The organism is Mesorhizobium sp. LCM 4576 (assembly GCF_001854815.1).
Lineage (GTDB): Bacteria > Pseudomonadota > Alphaproteobacteria > Rhizobiales > Rhizobiaceae > Mesorhizobium > Mesorhizobium plurifarium.
Window position 1 is genome coordinate 69,283 of the sequence record NZ_MDDT01000009.1, and the last position, 16,727, is coordinate 86,009.

Annotated in this window: 13 protein-coding genes; 7 read left to right on the forward strand and 6 right to left on the reverse strand. The window is 66.1% G+C overall.

Features of this window, described 5'->3' with window-relative positions; genetic code table 11:
- Positions 1-8 precede the first annotated feature (8 nt).
- A complete protein-coding gene (locus LCM4576_RS04200; RefSeq protein ID WP_083361300.1) occupies positions 9-2,036 on the reverse strand; it encodes a prolyl oligopeptidase family serine peptidase in 2,028 nt (675 codons plus the stop codon).
- A gap of 205 nt (positions 2,037-2,241) precedes the next feature.
- Between LCM4576_RS04200 and LCM4576_RS04205 the strand changes: the two genes are divergently transcribed.
- From LCM4576_RS04205 to LCM4576_RS04235, 7 genes are all read left to right on the forward strand, one after another.
- Positions 2,242-3,234 carry a dipeptidase gene (locus tag LCM4576_RS04205; RefSeq protein ID WP_071030677.1) on the forward strand — a complete coding sequence of 331 codons (993 nt, stop codon included), beginning with the start codon at positions 2,242-2,244 and terminating at the stop codon, positions 3,232-3,234.
- A 189-nt stretch (positions 3,235-3,423) separates the two neighbouring features.
- Positions 3,424-4,983: an ABC transporter substrate-binding protein gene (locus LCM4576_RS04210; protein ID WP_071030678.1), complete on the forward strand. Its 1,560-nt coding sequence runs from the start codon at positions 3,424-3,426 to the stop codon at positions 4,981-4,983.
- Between the two features lie 50 nt (positions 4,984-5,033).
- Positions 5,034-5,981: an ABC transporter permease gene (locus LCM4576_RS04215; RefSeq protein WP_071030679.1), complete on the forward strand. Its 948-nt coding sequence runs from the start codon at positions 5,034-5,036 to the stop codon at positions 5,979-5,981.
- Entirely contained in the window at positions 5,974-6,846 is an 873-nt protein-coding gene (locus LCM4576_RS04220; protein ID WP_244508464.1) for an ABC transporter permease, read from the forward strand. The genes LCM4576_RS04215 and LCM4576_RS04220 overlap by 8 nt, the downstream gene beginning before the upstream one ends.
- A complete protein-coding gene (locus LCM4576_RS04225; RefSeq protein ID WP_071030680.1) occupies positions 6,843-7,823 on the forward strand; it encodes an ABC transporter ATP-binding protein in 981 nt (326 codons plus the stop codon). The genes LCM4576_RS04220 and LCM4576_RS04225 overlap by 4 nt, the downstream gene beginning before the upstream one ends.
- Positions 7,820-8,830, forward strand: coding sequence for an ABC transporter ATP-binding protein (locus tag LCM4576_RS04230; RefSeq protein WP_071030681.1), 1,011 nt, complete (start codon positions 7,820-7,822; stop codon positions 8,828-8,830). The genes LCM4576_RS04225 and LCM4576_RS04230 overlap by 4 nt, the downstream gene beginning before the upstream one ends.
- A 15-nt stretch (positions 8,831-8,845) precedes the next feature.
- Positions 8,846-10,873 (forward strand): CocE/NonD family hydrolase, encoded by a 2,028-nt coding sequence (locus LCM4576_RS04235; RefSeq protein ID WP_071030682.1) that lies wholly within the window; start codon positions 8,846-8,848, stop codon positions 10,871-10,873.
- Between the two features lie 23 nt (positions 10,874-10,896).
- Here LCM4576_RS04235 and LCM4576_RS04240 read toward each other — a convergent pair whose 3' ends face one another.
- From LCM4576_RS04240 to LCM4576_RS04260, 5 genes are read right to left on the reverse strand one after another with little or no spacing between them, the layout of a single operon-like run.
- On the reverse strand, positions 10,897-11,559 hold the full coding sequence (locus LCM4576_RS04240) for a TetR/AcrR family transcriptional regulator (RefSeq protein ID WP_071030683.1): 663 nt from the start codon (positions 11,557-11,559) through the stop codon (positions 10,897-10,899).
- A gap of 51 nt (positions 11,560-11,610) precedes the next feature.
- Positions 11,611-12,135 (reverse strand): hypothetical protein, encoded by a 525-nt coding sequence (locus tag LCM4576_RS04245; RefSeq protein ID WP_071030684.1) that lies wholly within the window; start codon positions 12,133-12,135, stop codon positions 11,611-11,613.
- Positions 12,128-15,007, reverse strand: coding sequence for a sarcosine oxidase subunit alpha family protein (locus LCM4576_RS04250; protein ID WP_071030685.1), 2,880 nt, complete (start codon positions 15,005-15,007; stop codon positions 12,128-12,130). The genes LCM4576_RS04245 and LCM4576_RS04250 overlap by 8 nt, the downstream gene beginning before the upstream one ends.
- Complete coding sequence (locus LCM4576_RS04255) at positions 15,004-15,273, reverse strand: sarcosine oxidase subunit delta (protein WP_071030686.1); 270 nt, start codon at positions 15,271-15,273, stop codon at positions 15,004-15,006. The genes LCM4576_RS04250 and LCM4576_RS04255 overlap by 4 nt, the downstream gene beginning before the upstream one ends.
- Before the next feature lie 14 nt (positions 15,274-15,287).
- Positions 15,288-16,541 carry a sarcosine oxidase subunit beta family protein gene (locus LCM4576_RS04260; protein ID WP_071030687.1) on the reverse strand — a complete coding sequence of 418 codons (1,254 nt, stop codon included), beginning with the start codon at positions 16,539-16,541 and terminating at the stop codon, positions 15,288-15,290.
- Positions 16,542-16,727 lie beyond the last annotated feature (186 nt).

The window sequence follows — 16,727 nt, forward strand, 5'->3', positions numbered from 1 at the left end:
CTTCCTCCTTAGATCGTCGCGGCCGAAGGACCGCCAACATAGGTGTCGAGCCACCAGACGATGCGGGCGGCTGTGTCGATATATTCCGGATAACCGCGCAGGCTGTGGCCGGCGTTCGGATAGGTCGCGAGCGCGCTTGGCGAGCCTGAGCGCAGGGCGGCGAAATGGCACTCCAGCGCCTGTCCTGGCGGCGTGCTCTTGTCGATGCCGCCGGCCATGACCAGCGTCGGCACGCTCTTGAGCTGCCTGTAGAAGGCGGGGCTGCGGGCGAAATAGGCRCCGCCTTCCTCCCAGGGCGATGATTCCAGCATCAGCGCGTCGAATTCCGGTATCTGCGTCGTGCGATGCTGGCTGTACCAGTCGCCGACGGGCGAGATCGGAATGGCAGCGGCGAAGCGGTCGCTGCGCGTCGGCAACCATGCGGACATGAAGCCGCCATAGCTGGTGCCGGTGACGGCGACGCGGTCCGAGTCGACCAGGCCTTTCTCCACCAGGGCGTCGATGCCGCTCAAGATGTCGCCGGCATCGGCGCCGCCCATATCGCCCTGCACGGCGCGGGCGAAGGCGTCCCCGCGTCCCGTGCTGCCCCTCGGATTGGGGAAGAAAATCGTCCAGCCGCGCGAGACGAGCAGCGGTGCGGAACGCGTCCGCGCCATCCAGCGGTTGCGATGGGACGAGATAGGCCCGCCATGGATATCGACCAGCAGCGGCGTCGGCCCGGCCACCGGCGGGCGGACAAGCCAGCCCTGGATTTCCAGTCCGTCCGCGGCCCTCCAGGAGAATGGCTCGGCCTTGCCGCGGCCGGCCATCGCGGATCGCGCGTCGGGCGCCATGAGCGAAGCGATCGCTCGCAGTTCGCCGTCGGCGAGCTCGGCAAGGAACGGAGCCCGGTCATAGGCCTCGGCGATGAAGAGCGAGCCCGCGGCCCCGACCGGCACGCTGGAGGGCGCCCACTCGCCGCAGGTCAATTCGGTGGATGACCAGCGTTCGGTCACGCCTGCGCCGAAGACATCGTAATCGGCCACCACCGTCTCGTGGCCGCGAATGCCCGCGATGTGCAAGCTGGTGGCGGAGCGCCATTCGATCGACGTGACGTCGATCGAATTGGTCGGGACGATGGCAAGCTCGCCGTCCGCCGGATCGAGGATCGACAGCTGCCCGGCAACGAGGCCACGGTCGCTGCAGAAGGCCTGGATGAAGGCGATGYGGGCACCGTCGGGCGAGCCGCGAGGAACGCCGATCTGGTCGCGCGGCGTGTGAAGAAGCCTCACCGATCCCGACTTCGCGTCGATGAGCGAAAGCTTCGCCGCATACCAGCTGCCTTCGCCATGGTCATCGCTGGTCACCGCGGCGATCTTGTCGGCGCCGCACCAGCTCGCTTCCCAGACATTGACAGGCGCCGATGTGAGCGGCGCAGGATCGGCCTTCAGATCCCAGAGCCAAATCCGGCGCCAAAGGTCCTCACCCTCGCCCCAACCGACTTCCGGCAGCCATGCGGGCGCATCCGTGTTCTGCTTCTGCGCGTAGCCGCCGTGAATGCCGGCGAGGTCCGCGCCGGTGCCGGCAACGACCAGCAGCAGCTTCCGGCCGTCGGGCGACCAGTCGATCAGCTCGATCCGGCCGGGCACATCCGCCACGGCGGTGCCTTCGCCGGCGGACCAGATCTCGATGYRGTCGACGCCCGGCTCTCCACCGGCGTAGGCGACCGCCAGGACCTGCCCGTCCGGCGCAAGGCAGATTTGCCGGGTCTCCGCATCGTTGAGCCGTTCTGGCGGGTGATCGCCGCGCCGCATTTGGTAGAGACGGCTGACCGGCGCGCTGTCGAGGCCGCCCTCGAAGCTCTGGCCGATGAAAAACACCGCCTCGTTGGAGGCATGRCCGCAAAGAGAGCGGGCCGCGAAGACGTGCCCGTTCAGCCCGAAAAGGGCGGCGTAGAGGCCCCGTGCCTCAGCGAATTCCGCGGCGGAGCGAAAATCCCGGGACATCCGGCCGGCAACCGGCACGCCCTCAGATCCGGAATTCCGCATCCTACTCATCTCGACTTCCCAGCATCGCGCTCACCCTGGCGCTATCGCCATAGCAAGCTCACGGGCCTAACCATAACGGCAGCCGGCGCATTGTCTAGACACCGGTGTACATTAGATTGGACCAGCGGCCTTAAAGGCACGATGGGCGGTTGACCCGCCACGATCGGAATGCGCAGATTTCGAAGACGGCGAAACAATCCGGAMAAGAGACGCGATGAGCCTTGACGACAAAGTCCAGTCGATCCTGAAGAGCGAAGTCATCTGGGATGCGCATTCCGGCTTCATGCCCGACCCGGCCGCCGATCTGAACAATCTGYGGATCTGGCGCGACGCTGGCGTCGACTATCTTTCCATCGATGTCGGCTTCGATCTCCTGCCCTGGGAAAAGACGGTCGCCACGCTTGCCTATTTCCGGCACTGGATCCTGGCGCGCCCGGCCGACTACAYGCTCGTCTCATCGACCGACGAAATCCTCGCCGCGAAGRCACAAGGCAAGCTGGCGGTCACCTTCGATATCGAAGGTATGAACGCGCTGAACGGCCGCATCGAAATGGTCGAGTTCTACCATCGCCTCGGCGTGCGGCAGATGCTGTTCGCCTACAACCGCAACAACCTCGCCGGCGGCGGGTGCCACGACGAGGACACCGGCCTCACCGCTTTCGGCCGGCAGGTGATCGACGAGATGAACCGTCTCGGCATGTTCGTGGACGTGACCCACACGGGCTATCGCACCACGATGGATGTGATGGAATATACCGACCGGCCGGTGATCTTCTCGCACTCCAATCCGAAGGCGCTCTGCGCCCATGGGCGCAACATCACCGACGAGCAGATCAAGGCCTGYGCCCGAACCGGCGGCATCATCGGCGTCGTCGGCCTCAACCGCTYCCTCGGCGAGGGCCGCAYGGATTCCGAACGGCTGGCCGACCACRTCGAATATCTGATCGACCTCGCCGGCCCGCGCCATGTCGGCATCGGGCTCGACTATGCTTTCCCGGTCGAGGTCGAGGGCATCGAGGACATCATCTCCAGCAATCCACATTTCTGGCCGAAGAACGAATATCCCGAAGGCAAGACCACCTACTCGAGCCCGGCTCAGACGAAAGAACTCATCGAGGTCCTGCTGCGCCGCGGTCAGCCGGAGCGCACGGTTCGCRATGTGATGGGCGGCAACTTCATGCGGCTGGCGCGCGAGATCTGGAAATAGTCGATCGGAACAGCCGTCGCGTCGATCTCCGATAACCGGAAAAGGCGTCCGGTTCGGCGACAGATGATGCATTTTTTTCACTAGACATATGTGTATAGCCGGGGCAGGCTGATCGGAAGGGGACCTCTGGAAGGGTCTCCCGCAAATAAGCCGGCGCCGGCGGACACCATAAGCAAGAGGGGTAGAGCAATGATCAAAGCCGCGAACATCAACATAACGCGCCGTGGGGTGCTGGCCGGTGCCGGGGCTCTGGGCCTCGCCTCGCTGATCTATTCCACCAAACGCTCCCAGGCGGCGGGATCCGTCCTCAGGGTGCGCTCATATGGCGATATCCAGACGCTCGATCCGGCCTTTCGTCTCGCCGCACCCGAAGGCGACATCACCAATGTCATTTTCGCCGGCCTTGTCGTCGCCACGCCGGGCGACAGCTGGGGCTGGAAGCCGATGGCCGTGGAGAAGATCGAGCAGCTCGATCCCCTCACCATCGCCTTCAAGCTGCGCGACAATATCGGCTTCACCGACGGCTTCGRCCAGATGACGGCGGAGGACGTGAAGTTCTCGATCGAGCGTCTCGCCGATCCCGCCAACAAGTCCCCTTATGCGGGCGACTGGGCGACGCTCAAGGAAGTCGAGGTCAAKGACAAGCTCTCCGGCATCATCCATCTGAACAAGGCGTTCGCGCCGTTGTGGACCTCGACCTTGCCGACGCCGTCGAGCACGATCCTGTCCAAGYGCGCCGTGACCGAGGCCGGTGGCAAGCTCGGCGTGAAGCCCGTGGCGCAGTCGGGCCCCTATCTGCTCAAGGAATGGACGCCCAAGCAGCGCACCGTGCTCGTGCGCAACCCGGACTGGAAATACGAGCAGGGCGGCTATGACGAGATCCACGTCCACCCGATCGAGGACGAAAAGACCGCCGAGCTCGGCTATGAGGCGGGCGACCTCGACTATACCTGGACGTCCGTGTCTTCGATCAAGCGGCTGAAGGAAACGCCGCCGGCCGACACCGTCGTGGTCGAGAAGCCGTCGCTCGCCTTCGTCTGGCTCGGCATGAACCAGATCGCGGCGCCCTTCGACAATCCGGACCTGCGCCGCGCCGTCCAGTACGGCGTCGACCGCAAGGCCGTGGTGGACGCGGCCTATTTCGGCGCCGCCGCCACCTCCACCGGCATCATCGCGCCTGGCCTGATCGGCCACCGCGAGAAGAACCTCTTCGAATACGATCCCGACAAGGCCCGCGAGCTGGTCAACAAGGCCGGCGCCAGCGGCGTCACGGTCACGCTCGACATCCTCAACAAGGCGGAGCGCCTGTCGGCGGCGCAGGTCGTGCAGGCGAACCTGCAGGACATCGGCATCAACGTCGAGATCAAGCAGAACGACAGCGGCACGTTCTGGACGCTGGGGTCGAAGCAAAACCCCTATTACAAGAAGCTCCAGATGGTGCTGTCCCGCTTCTCGATGCAGCCCGACCCGAGCTGGGCGACGGAGTGGTACACGACCAGCCAGATCGGTGAGTGGAACTGGGAGCAGTTCAGCAGCGAGGAATTCGACAAGCTGGTCACCGAAGGCAAGATCGAGCTCGACCCGGCCAAGCGCGACGTCATGTACAAGAAGATGCAGGACCTGATGGAGGAGAGCGGCTGCTACGTCTTCCTCACCCATGAGGTCACCGGCGTGATGTACCGCAAGAGCGTGGCGGCCGGCCTCAAGCCGAATGGCGAGCCCTGCTTCGCGGACTTCAAACCTGCCTGACGTGATGCAAGACGACGGCACGGCGCGGGGCGGATCGGCCGGCTCCTGAGATGCTTCGCTATGCGCTGAAACGACTGGGCCTGGGCATCATCATCGTGAGCGTCGCGATGGTGATGCTGTTCGCCATGATCTATGTGATCCCAGGCGATCCGGCATCCGTGGCGCTCGGGCCGCGCGCTACGCCCGAGATGGTCCAGGCCCTGCRCAGCCGCATGGGGCTGGACCAGCCGATCTGGATCCAGTTCTTCAGATTTTATTTCTCCGCGCTGCGCGGCGACCTCGGCACCGAAGTCCTGTCCGGGCGGCCGGTGCTGGACGTCGTCTTCGAGCAGCTGCCCTACACGCTGGCGCTGATCGCGGGCGCGATCTCATGGTCCGTTCTGCTCGGCATTCCGCTGGGCTGCATCGCGGCGGTGCGGCGCGGCGGCTTCGTCGACCGCGTCATCGGCGTCCTGTCGGTCGCGGTGATCGCGGTGCCATCCTTCGTGATCGCGATCTATTCCCTGCTGATCTTCGCCGTCGCCCTGCAGTGGCTGCCGGCCATCGGCGCGGGCGAGCCCGGCAATCTCGCCAGCCAGCTGAAACATCTTGCCCTGCCGTCGCTCGCGATCGGCGTCGGCTGGGTCGGCTACATCGCGCGCATGGTGCGCGCTTCCATGCTGGAGACGCTGGAAGCCAGCCACATCCGCACCGCGCGCGCTTTCGGTCTGACCGATCGGCGCATCACCTATTCCTACGCCTTGCGGATCGCCATCCTGCCGACCGTCACGCTGCTCGGCGTCGGCATTGGCAATATGGTGTCTTCCGCTGTCTTCGCCGAGATCGTCTTTGCCCGCCCCGGCATCGGCAAGCTGGTCTACGAGGCGATCTCGGTGCGCAACTATCCGGTCGTCACCGGCGCCGTGCTGGTGACGACCGCTTTCTTCGTCGTCGTGAACGCTCTCGCCGACATCCTCATTGGTGCGTTGGACCCCCGTGTCAGAACAAGCTTTGATTGAGCGACAGCCGCGCGAGCGCATCGGCAAGGCTGGCCGCGTGCTTCGGCGCATCCTTCGCGAGCCGCTGGGTGCATTCGGCCTCACCCTGGTCGTGATTGTCGTTCTATCGGCTCTCTTCGCCGACGTGCTGACCAGCTATCCGCCGACCAAACTCGCCCCCGCCGAGCGTTTCGCGCCCGCAAGCCTGCAGCACCTGCTGGGCACCGACCATCTCGGACGCGACCTGTTCTCGCGCGTGCTCCATGGCGGCCGCATCGCGCTCGCCATTGCGCTCGGCGCGACCGGACTGTCGCTCATCGGCGGCATCGTGCTCGGGCTCATCGCCGGCTACGGGCCGCGCTGGCTCGACAATCTGATGCTCCTGCTCTTCGATGCCATCAAGAGCTTCCCGACCGTGATGCTGGCGCTCACGCTGGTCACGCTGACCGGACCGTCGCTGCTTGCGGTGCTGATCGTGGTCGTGCTGGTCAACGTGCCCGGCTACGCCCGCATCATCAGGACACAGACGCTCGTCCTGAAATCCGCCGAGCATGTCATGGCGGCGCGCTCGATGGGCGCGAGCACAGCGCGCATCCTCACCGTCCATATATTGCCCAACGTCATCGGCCCGATCCTCATCCTCGCATCGATGGACATCCCGGTCGTCGTGGCGATCGAGGCGGGCCTGAGCTTCCTCGGCCTCGGCGTCAGGCCACCTCTGCCAAGCTGGGGCGCGATCCTGAACGACGGCTTCGTCAACATCCGCGATTCATACTGGATCGTGGTCGCCGGCGGCCTGCCGATCATCCTCACCACGCTCGGCTTCACCTTCCTCGGCGAGACCTTGCGCGACGTTTTCGACCCCAGGCTGAAGAGGCGCGAATGACCGTCCTCGACGTCAAGGACCTCAGCGTCGACTTCGCCACCGAAGCCGGCACGTTGCAGGCGCTGCGCAAGGTGAGCCTGGAGGTGCCGGCGAACCGGATCGTCGGCGTCGTCGGCGAGTCGGGCTGCGGAAAATCGACGCTGATCAACGCCGTTCTCGGCCTRCTCGCCGACAATGGCGCGGTCACGGCGGGCCAGATCCTGTTCGAGGGCAAAAGCGATCTCGTCCATCTCGACGGCAATGGCATGCGGGCGCTGCGCGGCCAGAAGATCGCAACCGTCTTCCAGGACCCGATGGGGGCGCTGAACCCGGTGCTTTCCGTTGGCAAGCAGATGCGCGACATCCAGTACCGCTCCGGCTTGTCGCGCAAGGAGAAGGACGCGCTTTCCGTCGAGATGCTGCGCAAGGTCCGCATCCCCGATCCCGAGCGCCGGCTGGCGCAGTTTCCGCACGAATTCTCGGGCGGCATGAAGCAGCGCATCGCGATCGCCATGGCGCTGCTGATGCGCCCCTCGCTGCTCATCGCCGACGAGCCGACGAYGGCTCTCGACGCCACGCTCGAAGTCGCGATCATCGAGYTGCTCAAGGACCTGCAGAAGCAGATCGGCTGCTCGGTGCTGTTCATCTCGCATCATCTCGGCGTCATCGCCGAGCTGTGCGACGAGATGATCGTCATGTATGCCGGCGAAGTGGTCGAACGCGGCTCGACCCGCGACATTTTCCACAATCCACGCCATCCCTACACGAAGAAGCTGCTCGACTGCGATCCGGCGAGGCTCTCGCGCCGCGAGCCGCGGCTGCCCACCATTCCCGRCACGCTGCCGGACCTGCGCAACCGCCCCAAGGGCTGCGTTTTCCAGGCACGCTGCGAGTTCGCGGACGATGTCTGCTCCACGATGCCGCCCGATAGGGCGGTGAGCGCGTCTCACGTCGCGCGGTGCTGGCATACCGACGAGACGGCCGGAGCGGCCGCATGACGACGGAACCCCTGCTTTCCGTTTCCGAACTTCGCGTGCGCTTCCRCATCGGCGGCATGATGAGCGCGCTGGCCGGCCGGCGGACGGAAATCGAAGYCGTCTCCGGCGTCGGCTTCACCCTGGAGCGCGGCCAGACGCTGGCGCTGGTCGGCGAATCCGGATCGGGCAAGACCACGCTGGCGCGCGCCGTCGACGGCCTGCAGCCGGCCGCGAGCGGCTCGATCCGCTTCGAGGGCCGCGAGTTGCGCGACCTGCCGAAGAAGGACTGGAAGCCGCTCCGGCGCAAGATGTCGATGATGTTCCAGGACCCGGTCGGCTCGCTGTCGCCGCGCCTCAGCGTCCGTTCATTGCTGGCGGAGCCGTTCGCCATCCACGGCCTGTCCGGCCGCAGCCTCGAAGCCGAGGTCGAGCGGCTGCTCGCCCTGGTCGGACTTCCGCGCGATTTCGCCGACCGCTATCCGCACCAGCTCTCCGGCGGCCAGGCGCGCCGGGTCGGCGTCGCAAGAGCCGTCGCGCTCGACCCGGAGCTGATCATCGCCGATGAACCGACCGCCGGGCTCGACGTGTCGATCCAGGGCGAGGTGCTCAACCTGCTCAACGACCTGCGCGACCGCATGGGCCTGTCGATGCTCATCATCACGCACAATCTGCACGTCGTGCGCCAGATCGCCGACCGGATGGCGGTGATGTATCTCGGGCGCTTCGTCGAGGAAGGCGAGACCGAGGCGATTTTCCGGGCGCCGCATCATCCCTACACGGCGGCGCTGCTGTCCGCGAACCCCGAGCCCGATCCGGACAAGGTGCATAACCGCATCGCGCTGCCGGCCGAGGTGCCGTCGCTGCTCGACAGGCCTTCGGGGTGCGAGTTCCACACACGCTGCCCATTTTCGCAGGACATCTGCCGGACGCAGGCTCCCGCCCCGTCCGTGGTCGGCTCGAGCCGGCTTACCTGTCACTTCCCGCTCAATGCCGGCTCCAGCGCCGTCGAGGCAATCGCCGCAAGTTAAGAGAAGGTCCGTCCGATGAAAGATATCCACGTGGTCACCGATTTCCCGCGCAAGATCCGCGAGATCGAGAACCTGTGGATCCCGATGCCGGACGGCGTGAAGCTCGCCGCCCRCATCTGGCTCCCGGAGGACGCGGAAGCCGATCCGGTGCCGGCCATCCTCGAATACCTGCCCTACCGCAAGCGCGATGGAACGGTGGAGCGCGATGCGCTCACCCATCCCTATTTCGCCGGCCACGGCTATGCCGGCGTGCGTGTCGACATGCGCGGCACCGGCGACAGCGAAGGCGTCTGCAAGGGCGAATATCTGAAGCAGGAACAGGATGATTGCCTCGCCGTCATCGAATGGCTGGCGAAGCAGCCCTGGTGCTCGGGCACGGTCGGCATGATCGGCATCAGCTGGGGCGGCTTCAACGGGCTCCAGGTCGCGRCTCGACGGCCGCCGGCGCTGAAGGCGGTCATCTCTCTCTGCTCCACGGACGACCGTTACAACGACGACGTCCATTATCTCGGCGGCGCGCAGATGTGCGACAATCTGATGTGGGRCACGACCGCCTGGGCGATCGCCATGACGCCGCCCGATCCGGCGATCGTCGGCGAACGCTGGCGCGAGCTCTGGGAGGGACGCCTCGACGGCAACGGCATCTGGATGCAGGACTGGTTCGAGCACCAGCGCCGCGACGACTTCTACAAGCATGGCTCGATCTGCGAGGACTACTCAGACGTCGAGATCCCGGTCTACGCCGTCGGCGGYTGGGCGGACGGCTACCCGAACCCGATCTTCCGCATGCTTGAACACCTGYCGGGCATCCGCAAGGGACTGATCGGCCCGTGGGGTCACAAATATCCGCWCTTCGCCATGCCCGGGCCACGCATGGGCTTCCTCCAGGAGTGTTTGCGCTGGTGGGACCAGTATCTCAAGGGCATCGACACAGGCATCGCCGACGAACCCATGCTGCGCGCCTGGATGCAGGACCCGGCGGCTCCGGCCGCCATCTACGACGAGCGCCCCGGGCGGTGGGTGGCCGAGCCGTCCTGGCCGGGASCCGGCGTAGGCGAACATACGCTTGCCTTGTCGCCCGGCAGACTTGCCGAAGACGGCGCCAGCAACGACGTGCTGAATATCCGCTCGCCCTCGACGGCGGGGCTGTCGTCGGGCGCGTGGTGCGGCTACGGTGTCCTGCCGACCTTGCCGGTCGACCAGCGCATGGAAGCCGGCAACGCGCTCGTCTTTGAAACCGAGCCGCTGGAGGAGGCCGTGGAAATCCTCGGCTTCCCGGAATTCGAGGTGAAGCTCGCCTCGGACAAGCCGGTCGCGCTGATCTCCGCGACCCTGTCATTGGTGCTGGAAGATGGCGCGGCCTCGCGCGTCAGTTACGGCATCCTCAACCTCACGCATCGGCATGACGATCTCGATCTCAAGCCGATGACACCGGGCGAAGTCGAGACGGTGCGCCTGAAATTGCGCTGCTGCGGCCAGCGCTTCGAGAAGGGCCAGCGCATCCGGCTCGCTGTCGCCACCGGGCATTGGCCGATCGTCTTCCCGGGGCCGGAGAACGCGACGCTGTCGATCCATTGCGCCGGCAGCAGGCTGATCCTGCYGGTACGAAAGCCGCAGCCGCTCGACAAGACGCTCCCGGAATTCGAGGGACCGGAAAGCGCCACGCCGATGGCGCAGGACGTGATCAAGGCAGGCGAGCCTTTCCGGCGCGAGGTGACCACGGACCAGATCACCGGCGAGACGAGCTATACGGTCGTCGTCGACGGCGGCACGGTGCGTCACCCGCATACCGGCATCACCCTCTCTGCCAGGCAGACCGAAGTCTTCACCATCCATCCGGACGATCCGAACTCGGCGCGCGGGACCGTGACCTGGGACAAGACCTATGCGCGCGGCGACTGGAACGCCCGTGTTTCGGTCTCCGCCACGGTGCGCGCATTGCGCGATGTCTGGCGCATGGAAACGCATCTTGTCGCGCGCGCCGGTGACGAGGTCGTGGTCGACCGCGAGGAGGTCAAGGAGTTTCCACGCGACCTGAACTGACGTGATCGCGGACGGCGGGCTGGTCAGCCGGGGCTTTTCAGCAGCATCTTTTCGGCGAAGGCCTCGACCTCGCCTGCGCGAGGTTCCTTGCCGGTGTGCGTGAGCAGGTAGGCAGGCGTCAGGAAAAGACGGTTGCTGACCGGCTCGACGATCTCGAGCGAGTAATAGCCGATCTGCGTGAAGTAGAGCACGCGCGCCCRCACGAACGCTTCCGTGTCGGCATAACCGTGCCGCGAGAACATGGCGCGGACGGCATCGACCCGTGTATCGTCTTCCTCGTTGACGATCCGATGCACTTTTGCGGACTGGCGCGACCAGGCGCGCACGGCAAAATCCAGCCGCGGATTGAACAGCTTCTCATCCAGCCARCACTCGAAGACATTGAGCACTGCTTGCGTGATCGACGCGGCYGGCCGACCGGCCTGCTCGACGATGAAACGCGTGTTGTTGTTGCGCCAGTAATCCAGCAGCTGGTCGAGCAGATCCTGGCGGCTCTTGAAGTACCAGTAGAAACTGGACCGGGAGACGTTCARCTTCTGCCCGAGCGCAAGCACGCGCACGGCCTCCACGCCCTCGGAGATCAACGTCTCCAGCGCGAGGTTCATCCAGTCCTCGCGCGTCACCTTGGTGTTGCCGATCAGACCGGGCCGCCGCACGACTTCATCATCACTGGAATCGGAGAACATGTCGGGCCGGCCAAGTTTGAACGCCGGCTAGATAGACCTGAAACCACCCCGCTACAATACTTGCGCTTGCTCGAGCCACTCCCAGAGATAGGGGGCAAGGCCCCGGTCGACATGGAGACGCGCCCGATCGGGATTGCCGAACCGGTAGAAGAGGACGCCGACGCCGGCAAAAAGGATCGAAGCCGAGGGGCTTGCCGCTTCCGGATAGAGCGCCGTGCCCCTGGCGATCAGGCGATCCAGGTCCGGCCCCTCGATCTCGAACACATGCAGTCCGGCATCCATGACCGTGACCGCGAAACCGGCCGCGTGCCAGCCGGACGCAATGGGGAACGGCTGTTCCCCGACCGCAAGAAGGCGGTCGCGCGCGATCCGCACCAGGTATTTGTCGCCACTGGCGATTGCGCCCGCGCCGACGCCTTCGCCGGCAAGACCCGAAGCCTTCGACCAGGCCGCGAGGTCGCCGCTGACCAGAAGCTGATTCAGCCCGCCAAGCGTCCGCACGCCGACGCCACCTTTGCTGAGCGTGGCGCTCGCCCAGTCGGGCGCCGCCGGCCATTTTTCGGCAAGGTTACGCATGGAGCCGCCTCCCTTCCGGATCGAAGGCGCAAGGCGCAACGATCCTCGCCTGCCGCACGATGCCCAGATGTTGAACGTCGATGGTTTCGCCGTGCCGCGCCGCGCCCCGTTCGATGAGCGCGAGCGCAACCGGGCGTCCCAGGGTCGGGCTCTGATAGCTGGAGGTGACGAAGCCGATGCTTCTGAGCCGGCCGTCGCGCTTCTCGACGCCATGCGCGCCGGTCGCCAGCGGCGCCTCGCCTTCGGCAAGCGCAAGGCCGACGAGCTGGTTGCGATCCGTGCTGTTTGCCGCCTCCGTGAAAAGCGAGCGCCGGCCGACGAACTCGCCGGCGCGCTTGGTCCGCGGTCCGGCGACGCCCAGATCGTGCGGCATGGTGGTTCCGTCAGTGTCCTTGCCGATGACGATGTAGCCTTTCTCGGCTCGCAGGATCATCAGCGATTCGAGCCCGAGCAGCACGGCGTCGAAGGCGCGACCCTCCTGCCGCATCCTGGCCCACAGCGCCTCCGCCCGATCGGCGCGGATGGATATCTCGTAGCTGCGGTCGCCGGTGAAGGACACCCTGGCGATGCGCACCTCGTCTCCGGCGAAACGGCCGGCGGCGATCGCCATATGCGGCAGGCTTGCATCGTCCAGTGCCGCGCCCAGATCGAGCGCTTCGACGACCTGACGCGCATTCGGACCCGAGACAGTCAACGTCGCATATTGCGCAGTGGCGTTGTGGATATAGACCGCATCGCGGCCGAAGCGGTCCTGCCGCCATTCTTCGAGGCGGGCGTGGACCGCGGCGACATGCGACGACGAGCAGGAGACGATGAAGCGATGCTCGTCCAGGCGGACAAGCACGCCGTCGTCGAAGACGACGCCGTTTTCCGACAGCATGAAGCCATAGCGGCAATGACCCGGCTTCAGGGTCGACATGGTGTTGTAGTAGATGAAGTCGACAAACTCGGCCGCGCGCGGGCCGACCACCTCGATCTTGCCCAGCGTCGAGCCGTCGAAGAGCGCCACGGATTGCCGAGCCCGCCGCGCCTCGTCCTCGATCGACGCGCCGGCTTCGCCGCCGCCATAATAGGCAGGCCTCAGCCAACCGCCATATTCCTGGAACACGGCGCCCGCGGCGCGATGGTTTGCCTCCAGCGGCAGGCGGCGGACCGGCGCGTGCATGCTGGCCCGGCGCGATCCAGCCAGGCTGGCGAACGGGACAGGCGTGAAGGGCGGCCGGTAGGTCGTGGTGCCGACTTCCRCGATTCCGCGCCCGGTGATGTCCGCCAGCAGCGCAAGACCGTTGAGGTTCGAGGTCTTGCCCTGGTCGGTCGCCATGCCGAGCGTGGTGTAGCGCTTCAGGTGCTCGACCGAGACGAAATTCTCCCGCGCCGCGAGCTCTACGTCCTTGGCGGTGACGTCGCTCTGATAGTCGATCCAGACGCGCCCCTTGGCCTTGGGTTTCGGCCACAGGCTGACGACGCCGAGTGTCGCTTCCACCCCCGTGCCGCGCGGCGCGGCCGACGACGAGCCGAAGTCGCCAGGGGCCGCGGCGCCGCTGGCCAACGCCTCCGACAGCGAGACCGTGCCGGCCACGGCGCCGGCGACGCCGATCCCGTCGATGGTTTCGCCGGGAATGAAGGCCGCCAGTTGGTCGCTCCAGGCAAGCTTGCCTTTCGCTTGCGAGAACAGGTGCACGGTGGGTGTCCAGCCGCCGGAGACGAGAACGCAGTCGACGCCAAGCGTGGCGCCATCGTCCAGCAGAACACTCTGGACGGCGTTACGCCCGCGCGCCGCCGTGATCGTACGACCCGCCAGGACGCGAATACCGTTCTCTGCTCGCGCGCTGCCCTCGCGCCGGCAGTCGACCACCGTCACCGAGGCGCCGGCCTCGGCGAGCGCGGAGGCCGGCTCATAGGCGCTGTCGTTGTTGGTGGCGACCACGATCTCGCGGCCGACAAGCACGCCATGCCGGCGCAGATAGCTCAGCGCCGCATCGGCGGACAGGATTCCGGGAAGGTCGTTGTTGGCGAACGGCACGGGCCGCTCGATCGCGCCCGTCGCCAGCACGATGCGGCGCGGCCGCACGCGCCAAAGCGTGTCCGGCCGGCCGTCGGCGTGCCGCTGGTTGAGCGCGACCAGATTGTGGTCGTAAAGGCCGAAAGCGGTCGTATCGCTCAGCACGAGCTGACCGGCGCCCTTCAGCCTGGCAACCGTCGCCTCGACCCACGCCCGGCCCTCGACGCCATCGACTTCGCCGGCGCGGTGACGCAGCGACCCGCCGGGATGCGCCCCGTCGTCGGCCAGCACAACCGAATGCCCGGCCGCCGCGGCGCTGGYTGCCGCGGCAAGGCCGGCCGGCCCGGCGCCGACCACCAGGACGTCGCAGTGATGGTTGACCTGGTCCGAGACCTGACGCGGCTGCCAGTCTGGATCGACGATGCCAAGTCCGGCCATGGCGCGGATGCGCGGCTCGAACAGGTGCCAGTCCGGCCACATGAAGGTCTTGTAGTAGAAGGCGGYGGGCAGGAAGCGCGCGAAGCGGTCCAGAAAGGCATTGCGGTCGTTCTCAGCCGTCGGCGAAGCGTTGACGCTTGTCACCCGGATGCCGTCCGTGGCCTGCACGGTCGTGGCGCGCGCATTCGGCACCCGGCCGGYCGCGCTTTCGACATCGACCAGCGCGTTGGGTTCCTCGACGCCGGAGCCCCAGATGCCGCGCGGCCGATGGTATTTGAAGCTGCGGCCGACGACCGCTTGGCCGCTGGCGAGCAAGGCGGAGGCGATCGTGTCGCCCGCAAAACCCTCCACGCGCCTGCCGTCGAAGGTGAAGCTCAGCGGACGGCCACGGTCGATGTCACTGCCACCAGTGGTGAGACGGGAAGCGCTCATGCGCCCTGCTCCGCTTCGCCGAGCGCCGAAGAGCCCGACACCTTGTGATTGACGCTGTCGCGGCTCATCGCGAAGAACTCACCGCAGGTGAGATGCACCCAGATCTCGCGGGTCGGCCCCTTCGGATTGTCGCGCATGTGGAGGTAGCCGGCCCAGCGCTCGGCGGTCACCTCGCTGCCGTCGGGCCTCAGATTGCCCGCCTCGCCGCCATAGTGAAACTCGCTTTCTTCGCGCGGCCCGCAGAACGGGCAGGGAAAGAGCTGCATCTTGTTCTAAACCTTCAATGGGCAATGCCGGAGCCGGCGGCTTCGTCGATCAGCCGGCCGCGGGCGAAGCGGTCGAGATCGAAGGGCCGGCTGATGTCGTGGTGCCTGCCGGTGGCAAGCAGATGGGCAAGCAGGGTGCCGCCGGCGGGGATCGCCTTGAAGYCGCCCGTGCCCCAGCCGCAATTGAGGAAAAGGCCGGGCAGCGGCGACTCGCCGATGATGGGCGAGGAATCCGGGACCACGTCGACGATGCCGGCCCACTGCCGCATCATCTTCAACTGGCCGAAGATCGGGAACATTTCGAGCATGCCGGCGATGACGCCTTCCAGCACCGGCAGGTTGCCGCGCTGGCCGTAGGACGGGATGCGATCGAGCGCGCCGCCGATCACCAGCTCGCCCTTGTCCGATTGGCTGACATAGACGCCTGTGTCCGGCGAGATCACCACCGTGTCGATGATCGGCTTGACCGGTTCGGACACGCAGGCCTGCAGCGCGTAGGAATTGACCGGCAGCCGGAAGCCCGCTTTCGCCGCCAGCACCGACGAATGGCCGGCGACAGCCATGCCCGTGCGCTCAGCCCGGATCGCGCCGCGCGAGGTGACGACACCGCGGCAGCGCCCGTTCTCGATGATGAAGTCGGTGATCTCGCAATTCTGGATGATGTCGACACCGAGACGGCTCGCCGCGCGCGCATAGCCCCACRCCACGGCGTCGTGACGGGCGGTGCCGCCGCTTGGCTGCCAGGTGCCGCCATAGACGGGGTAGCGTGTGCCCGGGCTGAAATTGTAGATCGGCACGACGCGGCGCACGTCCTCGACCGAGAACAGCTCGCAATCGATACCGTTGACCTGGATGGCGTTGACCGACCGGGCGGCGGTTTCCATTCCAGCTTCGCTGTGCGCGAGGGTCAGGATGCCGCGCGCGGAAAACATCACATTGTAGTTCAGGTCCGTCGACAGCGTCTTGTAGAGGCTGTGGGCCAGCCCATAGATCGCCGCGCTTTCAGGATAGAAATAGTTCGAACGCACCACGGTGGTGTTGCGGCCCGTGTTGCCGCCGCCGATCCAGCCTTTCTCCAGGAGCGCGACGTTGGTGACGCCGTGATTTTTGGCGAGATAATAGGCAGTGGCAAGCCCATGCCCGCCGCCGCCGATGATGATGGCGTCGTAGCGCGGTTTCGGGTCGGGAGAGCGCCAGGCCTTTTCCCAGCCCGTCTGGCCGGCGAGGCCTTCCTTGAAGAGCGAAAGCGCCGAGTACTGTCTCGTCATGCGCCTAGACCTTCATCACAGGTCGCAAACCTCGCCTCGCCGCAAGGACTTGGCCGCCATGTCTTCAGCTCGAGCTCGTCCAACCGATCGCCCCTTAAAACACCTGCTTTGCCTTTTGGTCGCCGAACACCCCAAAGCAACGCCAAGCGCACATTTAGCGCGAATGTACACCTGTGTCCATTCAAA

Coding starts and splice junctions, on each gene's coding strand:
- LCM4576_RS04245 (WP_071030684.1), bottom strand. CDS start 12,135: ATGCGTAACCTTGCCGAAAAATGGCCGGCGGCGCCCGACTGGGCGAGC.
- LCM4576_RS04255 (WP_071030686.1), bottom strand. CDS start 15,273: ATGCAGCTCTTTCCCTGCCCGTTCTGCGGGCCGCGCGAAGAAAGCGAG.